Origin of the sequence: Agrobacterium sp. MCAB5 (assembly GCF_052114365.1) — a bacterium.
Classification (GTDB): Bacteria; Pseudomonadota; Alphaproteobacteria; order Rhizobiales; family Rhizobiaceae; genus Agrobacterium; species Agrobacterium tumefaciens.
In genome coordinates this window covers 271519-280818 of record NZ_JBFREP010000008.1, presented here as the reverse complement: position 1 = coordinate 280818, position 9300 = coordinate 271519, and the positions used below count along the sequence as shown (strand labels likewise).

The 9300-nt window shown below is 58.1% G+C and carries 8 protein-coding genes; 1 reads left to right on the top strand and 7 read right to left on the bottom strand.

Annotated features, from left to right (window positions below; all coding sequences use genetic code 11):
* Positions 1 to 180 precede the first annotated feature (180 nt).
* The 6 genes from AB4Z23_RS18910 to AB4Z23_RS18885 form a co-directional block, all read right to left on the bottom strand.
* On the bottom strand, positions 181 to 348 hold the full coding sequence (locus tag AB4Z23_RS18910) for a hypothetical protein (protein ID WP_441360581.1): 168 nt from the start codon (positions 346 to 348) through the stop codon (positions 181 to 183).
* 951 nt (positions 349 to 1299) lie between these two features.
* Entirely contained in the window at positions 1300 to 2325 is a 1026-nt protein-coding gene (locus AB4Z23_RS18905) for an NADPH:quinone oxidoreductase family protein (protein ID WP_441360580.1), read from the bottom strand.
* Between the two features lie 14 nt (positions 2326 to 2339).
* The gene (locus AB4Z23_RS18900) at positions 2340 to 3509 is read right to left on the bottom strand and encodes an acetyl-CoA C-acyltransferase (protein WP_441360579.1); all 1170 of its coding nucleotides are present in this window, start codon (positions 3507 to 3509) and stop codon (positions 2340 to 2342) included.
* Between the two features lie 24 nt (positions 3510 to 3533).
* The gene (locus tag AB4Z23_RS18895) at positions 3534 to 4337 is read right to left on the bottom strand and encodes an enoyl-CoA hydratase/isomerase family protein (protein ID WP_441360578.1); all 804 of its coding nucleotides are present in this window, start codon (positions 4335 to 4337) and stop codon (positions 3534 to 3536) included.
* Positions 4338 to 4356: 19 nt separating this feature from the next.
* On the bottom strand, positions 4357 to 5127 hold the full coding sequence (locus AB4Z23_RS18890) for an SDR family NAD(P)-dependent oxidoreductase (protein ID WP_441360577.1): 771 nt from the start codon (positions 5125 to 5127) through the stop codon (positions 4357 to 4359).
* Positions 5117 to 6787 (bottom strand): AMP-binding protein, encoded by a 1671-nt coding sequence (locus tag AB4Z23_RS18885; RefSeq protein ID WP_441360576.1) that lies wholly within the window; start codon positions 6785 to 6787, stop codon positions 5117 to 5119. The genes AB4Z23_RS18890 and AB4Z23_RS18885 overlap by 11 nt, the downstream gene beginning before the upstream one ends.
* A gap of 167 nt (positions 6788 to 6954) precedes the next feature.
* Between AB4Z23_RS18885 and AB4Z23_RS18880 the strand changes: the two genes are divergently transcribed.
* The gene (locus AB4Z23_RS18880) at positions 6955 to 7398 is read left to right on the top strand and encodes a MaoC family dehydratase (protein WP_441360575.1); all 444 of its coding nucleotides are present in this window, start codon (positions 6955 to 6957) and stop codon (positions 7396 to 7398) included.
* A 69-nt stretch (positions 7399 to 7467) separates the two neighbouring features.
* Here AB4Z23_RS18880 and AB4Z23_RS18875 read toward each other — a convergent pair whose 3' ends face one another.
* A complete protein-coding gene (locus AB4Z23_RS18875; protein ID WP_441360574.1) occupies positions 7468 to 9126 on the bottom strand; it encodes an MFS transporter in 1659 nt (552 codons plus the stop codon).
* Positions 9127 to 9300 lie beyond the last annotated feature (174 nt).

The following is a 9300-nucleotide window of genomic DNA, read 5'->3' as shown; positions in this document are numbered from 1 at the left end:
GAGTAGTGATCTGCGATTGAGTTTGATCTGCTGTTATCGGCATGATTGGCCTCCAGAGAGTTTTCTAGCGACCTCACTCTGCCATGGTGCAGGCCGCTACTCACCCCTGATGGGATCTCAAGGCGGTAAATACATATCCTGTTCCCTGTACAGTAGATGAGGACCGCACATCTGGAGCATTTATTCACTCAGGCATGCGACCCAAGACTCACCACACTTCAGCGACACGACGCCTGCAGCAACTTGCGGCAGTCCCGAAATGATGGCGCTTTTGACGTACCATTCGGCGATGGCGGCGATCTGGGACCAGCTTTTCGCAACGAGCTCGAACTGCATGGAGAGGAACATCAGGCGCGATCTCGGATTCGTACGGAGAGTTACTCAATGGGACAGGCGATCACCATATTTTCTTGGACCGAGAGAGTTCAGGCACCAAGGGCCTCGAGTCTTTCTATCCATGGAAAAAGGACCGGGCTGTCGTAGATCGATGGAAGGTGACGTCGGGTGAAATAACCTATTTTGCGGAAGACCTGGAAACATCGTCCGACAATCCGGAGTGCGCAAAAACAAGGATGATGCTGATCTTACGGTCCGCCGGTTCATATCCAGGCGAGTTTATAGGGAAAAATTTGCGAAAGCGAAGGAACACAGTTTCGAAAACGTGCAGGAGGTTTTCGATCCCGTCATAACTGTTGGGCGGTCTCGGTATTTCTATCTGACCTCACCAGCGCTTCGAATGTCGACCGGTGCATTTCCCTTAACGGTTTGCGTCGGCGATCGCTCATGCAGTTTGTCTGTTGAGATCAGGCCGCAGTTGTTTGCCCGCTTTCGATATTCCCCTTCCGTATGCGGATTCGATCGGCTTCTTGAAACGACCCTAGCCATCCACAAAAGGCTTCTGTCGCGTATTCGATGACTTCGCGGTAGAGTGTGACTCGCTCCGCCGGGCTGTTAAACATCACCGTTGCTCAGACATACACCGATGACGGAATTGGCGCACCACGCTGAAGCTGCAACCGAGCTAGCGCAACTTCCGAAAATGCTTTGATATACTCCTGCCGGGCTCCATGTCCGTCGGTAACATCAGCGGCCCCGCGCACCCTTTCCAAGCAACGGCGACTTCAATCTCGCCAGTCGTGGAAATGTGACCTTGAAGTGCGACCACATATGTGCGGGCTCCTTTTTCAATTTGAGGGATCGTGCCATTAATGAAAAACGACTGAACCTTCACGCCAGCCGCGGGCCCATATGGAATACGCGGATCAGATCCAACTCGGCTACGCGCGCTCTGGGCACTCATCAACTTAATGTTCCTCTGATTCGGTCTCTGACCGATTGCCCATAATCGTGCCCTCCGAGCAGTACGACCGGCTTTCCTGACTTTGACCGGAGGGATGTTGCGGTAAGCGCTTCCTTTGCCTGCTCGAACTCAAAGGTCATCAAAGGCGGCGGCGTGAGGGATCCGATGACAAGCTTCTTGAAGATCTCGTTGCGAGCGTGCTTTGCGGTTTCTGGATATGCAGCTACAAAATGCCTCACGTCGACACCGACGAGCGAAGCGCTTTTCAAGAGTGCCAGATTTGATGGGATGGCCGGGATTGATCCCGACGCGAAGCCGATGACGAGATGACGGCCCTCTTTGCCAAGAGAGCGGAACAGGGTTTCGCTTAACGAACCCCCTATTGGATCTACAACCACATTGATCCCGTGCGGCGCCAGTCGCCTGAGTTCGTCACGCAGGTGCGGATCTGTGGGTGAGATCGCGGCGATGGCGCCAAGCTGCAACGCACGGGCACGGCTCTGCGGATCCGAGACAAGCGCGAAGACCCGGGCGCCTCGGTCTCGCGCCATCTGGACAGCGGCCGAACCGACGCCTCCGAGCGCCCCGGCCACCAACACCGTTTCGTGTGCTTGGAGTTGGCCTCGTTCGCTCAATGCGTAACGAGCGGTCTGATAATCTACGAGCACCGCAGCAGCTACGCGCAGGTCGAGTTCGTCCGGAATGACGTCGGTTTCTGCTGCCGACACGACAATACTGTCGGCGAGACCACCACCTAACTGCCAGGTGACGACACGCGCTCCCACTTCAAGGTCACGCACATCAGGGCCAATCATGTCGACAATTCCACTGATCTCGCCTCCAGGAGTGAAGGGCAACGTCGGTGTCATCTGGTAGCGGCCCGCGGCGATCAGTCCGTCCACGAAACCGAGCGCCACCGCGTGCACTCTGATGCGCACCTGTCCCGGGCCGGGATAAGGATCCGGCACGTCCTCGAATCTGAAATTTTCCGGGGATCCCAGCTCAAACGCGGTCAAACGGCGCATGCAGCCCTCCGCAATCAGTGGAAGAGCTCGACGGCAAGTGCAGTTGCCTCACCACCGCCAATGCACAGTGAGGCCACCCCTTTTGTCAGGCCGCGCGCCTTTAGTGCCGAGAGCAGCGTGACGAGGACCCTTGTTCCCGAGCAGCCAAGCGGATGGCCCAGGGCACAGGCGCCTCCGTTGACGTTGAGTTTTTCATGAGGGATTCCAAGATCGCGCATGGTGAGCATGGGAACGACTGCGAAAGCCTCGTTTATCTCGAACAGATCGACGTCATCGGTGCTCCAACCGAGCTTTTCCAGAAGACCGCCGATGGCGTAGACCGGAGCCGTGGTAAACAGACTGGGTTCCTGTGCGAACCCGCCGGTCCCGCGAATATAAGCAAGCGGCTGCACGCCCAGCTTCTCCGCAGTGGACAATCGGGTTACAACAACGGCCGCCGCTCCGTCCGAAATGGAAGCAGAACTTGCGGCTGTGATCGTTCCGTTCTCCTTGAACGCCGGACGGAGCTGAGGGATCTTCTCCCGCTTTGCTTTTCCGGGCTGTTCGTCGGCAGCAAGATCGCCCGCTGCTACGATTTCCTTCTTGAAAGAGCCGTCTGCTATTGCTCTGGTTGCACGATCGAGGCTCTCCATTGCGTAAGCGTCCACGTCGGCCCGGGTGAACTGGTAGGTTTCGGCCGTCTGTTCGGCGAACGCGCCCATGGACCGCCCGCGATCATATGCATCTTCCAAACCGTCGAGGAACATGTGGTCAATGACCCGGCCATGCCCCATCCGCGCTCCTCCTCGATGCTTCTCCAGCAGATAAGGGGAATTGGTCATGCTCTCCATGCCACCCGCGACAACGAGGCCTGCGGTCCCGACAGCCAAAGCGTCGTGCGCCATCATGATCGTCTTCATGCCGGATCCGCACACCTTGTTGACGGTCGAGCATGGGACGGACCAGGGAAGGCCCGCATTGTGGGCGGCCTGCCGCGCCGGCGCCTGTCCGAGCCCTGCCGGGAGGACGCAGCCCATCAACAACTCATCCACATCGTCCGGTCGGACTGAGGCGCGTCGTAGAGCTTCGCTTATCGCAATCCCGCCGAGCTCGGTCGCCTGAAAGTTCTTCAAGCTACCCTGGAAAGAGCCGATTGGAGTGCGGGCGGCGGATATGATTACGATCGGGTCCCGTTCAGTGTCCATGTTAGTTTCCTTATCTTCCGAGATCTATTTGCCGCTTCGGCGAGAAAGAAATGCCGCTACGCCTCGCTGGAAGGCTTCCGACTGCCAGTGCGTTTCGAGCGTCGCGATCTCTGCTTCGAGGCCATCGGAAAAGTTCTGTTCATCGACCATCGACAGCAGCACTTTTGCCCGGCCCATCGATTCCGTATCGCCGCGTGTCATTGCCAGAACATGGCGCTCAGTGGTGGCCAGAAGATCGGCATCGTCAACGACGTCGAATACGAGGCCCCACTCGCGGGCCGTCCCGGCGTCGATCGATTCCGCACTCAGGATCATCCATTTGGCGCGCTGCCAACCGATCGCGCGGTGCAGACGCACAGTTGATCCCCCGCCTGGAAGGAGACCCTTCGAGAGATGGGCGTCGCCGAAGGTGGCGGATTTGCCGGCAATGACGAGATCACAGGCCAGTGCGATTTCAATGCCCCCCGCACGTGCTGCACCGTGTACGGCGACCGCGACGATGAGATGCGATCGCTCAATCCTGATCGTGACCTCACGGAAGAGGTCGAGCAGCTTGCGCACCCCACCAGGACCGTTCCCCAACAGTTCGTTGAGATCGGCTCCCGCGCAAAAATGTGCGCCTGAGCCGTGCAGGACAATCCCCTCGATGCCCGGCGTTGCCTCGGCACGGTCGATGGCGTCGAGGATCTGCTCAAGGGTCTCGACATTCAGGGCATTCGCGCGCTCTGGCCGCGAAAGCGTAATCCACGCGATCCGTCCCTCCCGCTCGCAAAGCACGTTGATGCGCTCTCGCGGTGCGGGGGCGATGTGAACTGCAACGTCGTTCATGTGTCGTCTTCCTTGATGATCACGCTGGAAGCCTCGCTCCGCCGTCGAGGCGGATCAGAGAGCCGTTAAGATAGGTATTCTCAACGATGTGTCTGACGAGAAGCGCGAACTCCGTCGGCAGTCCCATGCGCGCCGGATAGAGGAGGGCGCGTTTCAGCGCCTCGATCCCCTTCTCAGGTATTTGCTCGAACAGTTCGGTGCCGAATAGGCCCGGCGCTATCGCGACGCACCTGACGCCGTATTCTGCGAGATCACGCGCAACGGGGAGGGAGAGTGCTGCTACCCCCGCCTTGCTGGCGGCATAGGCGGCCTGGCCCTTCTGCCCGTCCTCGGCTGCGACCGACGCCGTGTTGACGATAATCCCGCGTTCTGCGGCCTCTCCCAACGGATCGTTTTTGACCATGCGTGCCGCAGCGAGCCGCATGACGTTGAAGGTCCCGTTGAGGTTGATGTCGATCACCTTGCGCCAGAGATCGAAATCGTGGGGATCGCCCCGCGAGACGATCTTGGCGGAGGAAGCGATACCAGCGCAGTTCACGGTGGCCCGGAGAGCACCGAACTGTTCAATCGCCTTGTCGAAAGCGTTCTCGATCTCATCGGGATTTCTGATATCCACTGATGCCGATACGGTCTTTTCAAGCCCAAGCTCAGATTGGAACTCTGCCAGTCGGTCCTTGTTGAGGTCGAGTAGAAGAAGATTGGCCCCGGCGTCATAAAGGGCTTTTGCGGTCGCCCGTCCCAAGCCTGAGGCGGCACCGGTAACAGCGCACAGCTTTCCGTCAATCTGCATGAGCGGTTTCCTTGGTGTTCAGCGTTTCAAGCGTACCTTCGCGTGCCTGCTGCCTGACCACGAATCTCTGAATTTTTCCGGACGGCGTTTTAGGCAGGCTCTCAACGAAATAAATCCGGCGTGGATAAGCGTGGGCGGCGAAGTTCTGCTTGACGTGTGACTGCAGTTCCTTGGCCAGAGCCTCCGAAGGCACCACGCCGGCTCGCAGCACGACGACCGCTTCGAGCACTTCACCCCGGACCTGGTCAGGGATTGCGATAACCGCAGACTCGGCTATAGCGGGATGGGTCGCCAGGACAGATTCGACCTCGAAAGGGCCGATTCGATAGCCTGCCATGATGATGATGTCGTCGTCACGCGCACTGAAATACACGTAGCCCTCGTCATCGATCCTGGCGAGGTCGCCGGACAAGTACCATCTGCCATCGCCCGCGAACTTTTCCTGAGATTTGACCGGCTCCTCGACATACCCTGAGAACCAGGCGAACGGGCTCTCGCCGAGTTCGAAAGCCAGACGGCCGACTTCTCCGGCCGGGGCAAGCTCATCCTCGTCCAGCTTAAGCACAACGGCCCTCCACCCGGGCATTGGCAACCCCATCGATCCCTCCTTCAGTGGACCATGGAGATCCGGATGGTGATGATTGTTGACCAGCATGCCCGCTTCCGTCTGTCCGAAATGATCATGCACCAGAACACCGAGCGCATCCTTGCTCCAGGCGTTGACTTCGGGTGTCAGCGGCTCGCCCGCGCTGCTTGCGCAGCGAAGGCTTACCAGGGGAGGTGTGATGCCCGAACCTATCAGCGATCGATAAACCGTTGGCGCCGCGGTGAAGTTGGTGACGTGAAACTGCGACAGCACCTTGTATGTGAGTTCGGGCGAGAACCCGGCGCAAAGCATGATGGACGGTGTTCCGGTGGTGAGCGTCGCCAGCACACCAAAGTACAGGCCATAACCCCAGCCAGGGTCTGCAGAGTTCCAGAAAACGTCATCCGGCTTCAGGCCGAGTGCGAATTCCGCATAGGCATGGAAACCCGCGAGCGCCTTTGCCGGAACGACCACGCCTTTCGGTTTCCCCGTCGTGCCGGACGTGTAGATTTGAATGAAAGCTCCATTTCCACCCACCGCGACGCTCGGTGTACCGCTTGTTCCCGCCGCCAATAGCGTATCGAACGACAGATCTCCATTCGAGCCATGACCAGTGGTCATGACGCGCCATGTCGGAGCCGGATGTTCCTTTTCGAGGGTACTCAGCTTGGTCCGCTGCGAAGCGTCGCAAGCCACGAGCTTTGCACCGCAGGATGCCAGTCTGAACTGAATGGCTGGAGGCGCGAAGGCCGTGAAGAGAGGAACGTGGACCGCCCCGATCCGCCAGATGGCGATGATGGTGACGAGGTACTCGCGTCCCTTGCCCATCAGCGTCGCAATCCGGTCTCCCTGGACGACTCCGAGGTCGAGAAAAGATGCGGCTAGCTTTTCGGACTCAACGCGAAGCTCGCCGTAGGTGAGTTTCGCAGACGAGAGATCGTCCCCGATTATGGTGTGCGCGACGGCGTCTGCCGGATGTCGGTCGCAAAGATGCCATGCGACATTGAAGTCTGCTGAAGAATAAGTTTGGACGAGTTCCAGGACGCGGTCCTGCGTGGATTGAGCGTAGCTCATGATAGGCCTCCCGTGTGACGGCGAGCTCCACCTCGCCTTACTTGACTGAACAAGTGTTCAGGACGCTAAAGCTCGACTGTACACTTGTCAAGTATCGTTTTGGCTTTCATAACAATGAACACGATCATCCGGCTGCAGCCGCGCCGATGTAATGGGAGACGATGCTGATGGACGCCGACAGCGAGGAAAGTGGCGGACGGAAGTTTGCGGTAGGACATGCCTTTAGCAAGTCATTCACCTTCGATGAGCAGGGTATAAGCGCGTTCGCGTTGGCAGCGGGCGACACTAACCCGCTGCATCACGATGGAGCGGTCGCAGAACGCTCGCGTTTTGGCGGAATTATCGCCAGTGGGACTCACTATACCGCGCTCATGATGGGACTGGTAGCGGATCACTTTTCACGCACGGGCGAGATGGTAGGCCTCGAATTCAGCTTTCAATTCCGAAAAGCTGTCCCGGCTGAATCTACGATGCACGCTGAATGGACGATCACGGACGTGGTGCGAAACGACAAGCTTGGTGGCCACATTGTTCACCTGGCCGGGACGCTGAAGCGCGGCGACGTCGTCCACGTCACGGCTCTTGGGAAAGCCCTGTCCATCACCGAATGAAGAAACAAAAAAAGGCCGCGGCATCGTGCGCCGCGGCCCTTGCTTGTGCTTGTGCTTGTGCTTGGACGGTTAGCCCTTGGATATGTCAGTCCCGCGTGTTTCACGCGCGAAGATCAGACTCAGCACCATGCAGGTCGCGGCGATGCCAACTGGATAGTAGAGACCCGAATAGACGTTTCCTGTCGCTGCTACGATCGCGAACGCCGTAGCTGGCAGGAACCCGCCAAACCAGGCGGCGCTCAGATGGTACGGGAAGGACATCGCGGTATATCGAATGCGTGACGGGAACATCTCCAGCAGGGATGTCGTCGTCGGCGCGAACACCATAGCACCAAGTGCAAGCAGCACACAAAGCAACGCGATGATAGCCGGACTATTGACCTCCTCCGGATTGGCGTTGCCCAGCGGATAGCCGGCGTCAGTCAGAGCCTGCTTCAGTTCGGTATCGAGGCGGGTTTTCTGCGCGGCGGCGTCAGCAGCGTCAGCCGGGTAGCTCAAGATCGTGCGGTCACCGACCTTGACTGCCGCGACGGTTCCCACTGCCGCTTCCTCGCTTCGATAGTTCAGCCCAAGCCCCGTGACTGCACCAATTCCGACATCGCACGACTTGACAAATTTCGCGGTTCCGAGAGGGTTAAACTGGAATGAGCAATCCTGAGGATCTGCAACGATCGTAATCGGCGCACGATCCTGTGCAGCCTCGAGCGCCGGATTGGCAAAGTGGGTAAGCCCCTGAAAAGCCGGGATGGTCACGATTGCGGCGATAAGGTAGCCAACGATATAGACCGGTTTTCTTCCAATCTTGTCCGAAAGCTTGCCGAAGACCACGTAGAGCGGGGCCGTCAGCACTGTTGCCGTGATCAGCATCAGGTTCGCCGACAGGTTTTCAACCTTCAGAACCTTTGTCAGAAAGAACAGCGTGTAGAACTGGCCCGTATACCAGATAACGGCTTGTGCAGGTAGAATGCACAGGGCCGCAATGATGATGAGCCTGACATTCTTCCAGGTGCCGAATGTTTCAGCCAAAGGAGACCTGGAGGCTTTGCCTTCTGCCTTCATGCGCTTGAATTCCGGGGATTCGTCCAGCTTCAGACGGATCCAGAGAGAAACCCCGAGCAGCACGATCGAAATCAGGAACGGAACGCGCCAGCCCCACAACGTGAAAGCATCTGGCCCCAGAGCAAGCCGCAAGGGAATGATAACCGCAACCGCGAGCAGGAATCCGATGGCGGCAGTCATGATGATATAAGCGGTGTAAGTTGCGCGTTTATCGGTTGGCGCATGCTCTGCCACGTAAACCATCGCCCCGCCGAACTCGCCGCCAAGAGCAAGACCCTGAAGCATTCGCATGGTCACGAACAGGATAGGTGCCGCAACACCTATAGTCGCATAGGCAGGGAGAAGACCGATCAGGAATGTGGAACTGCCCATGAGCACGATGGTTATGAGAAAGGTGTATTTGCGACCCACGAGGTCGCCGAGACGTCCGAAGACGATGGCGCCAAACGGCCGAAGCATAAAGCCGGCGGCAAATCCGAGGAGGGTGAAGATAAACCCAGCCGTCGGATTAACACCCGAAAAGAATGCCCTCGCGATTTCAGTCGCGACAAGGCCGATAAGGAAAAAGTCGTAGAATTCGAATACTGTCCCAAGAGACGCCGCGAGTATGACCTTTCGGTCTCGCGCGGATATGCCCTCGGCCCGGGTCATTGTTTCCACATGTGTCATCTGATCCTCCCAATCAGTTAAATTCGCGAAGGATGACAATCATCCGCGCGGATATTTTTGGTCGAGCAGGAGCGTTCGGCGTGGATCTGATCCGCGACGATGCGCTTGCTCTAAAGCAATCGGTCAATGAATGGCGAATGCGGTGCAGGTGCTCTCGGTTCGCTCCCTGCAAAC

Coding starts and splice junctions, on each gene's coding strand:
- AB4Z23_RS18910 (WP_441360581.1), bottom strand. CDS start 348: ATGTTCCTCTCCATGCAGTTCGAGCTCGTTGCGAAAAGCTGGTCCCAG.
- AB4Z23_RS18905 (WP_441360580.1), bottom strand. CDS start 2,325: ATGCGCCGTTTGACCGCGTTTGAGCTGGGATCCCCGGAAAATTTCAGA.
- AB4Z23_RS18900 (WP_441360579.1), bottom strand. CDS start 3,509: ATGGACACTGAACGGGACCCGATCGTAATCATATCCGCCGCCCGCACT.
- AB4Z23_RS18895 (WP_441360578.1), bottom strand. CDS start 4,337: ATGAACGACGTTGCAGTTCACATCGCCCCCGCACCGCGAGAGCGCATC.
- AB4Z23_RS18890 (WP_441360577.1), bottom strand. CDS start 5,127: ATGCAGATTGACGGAAAGCTGTGCGCTGTTACCGGTGCCGCCTCAGGC.
- AB4Z23_RS18885 (WP_441360576.1), bottom strand. CDS start 6,787: ATGAGCTACGCTCAATCCACGCAGGACCGCGTCCTGGAACTCGTCCAA.
- AB4Z23_RS18880 (WP_441360575.1), top strand. CDS start 6,955: ATGGACGCCGACAGCGAGGAAAGTGGCGGACGGAAGTTTGCGGTAGGA.
- AB4Z23_RS18875 (WP_441360574.1), bottom strand. CDS start 9,126: ATGACACATGTGGAAACAATGACCCGGGCCGAGGGCATATCCGCGCGA.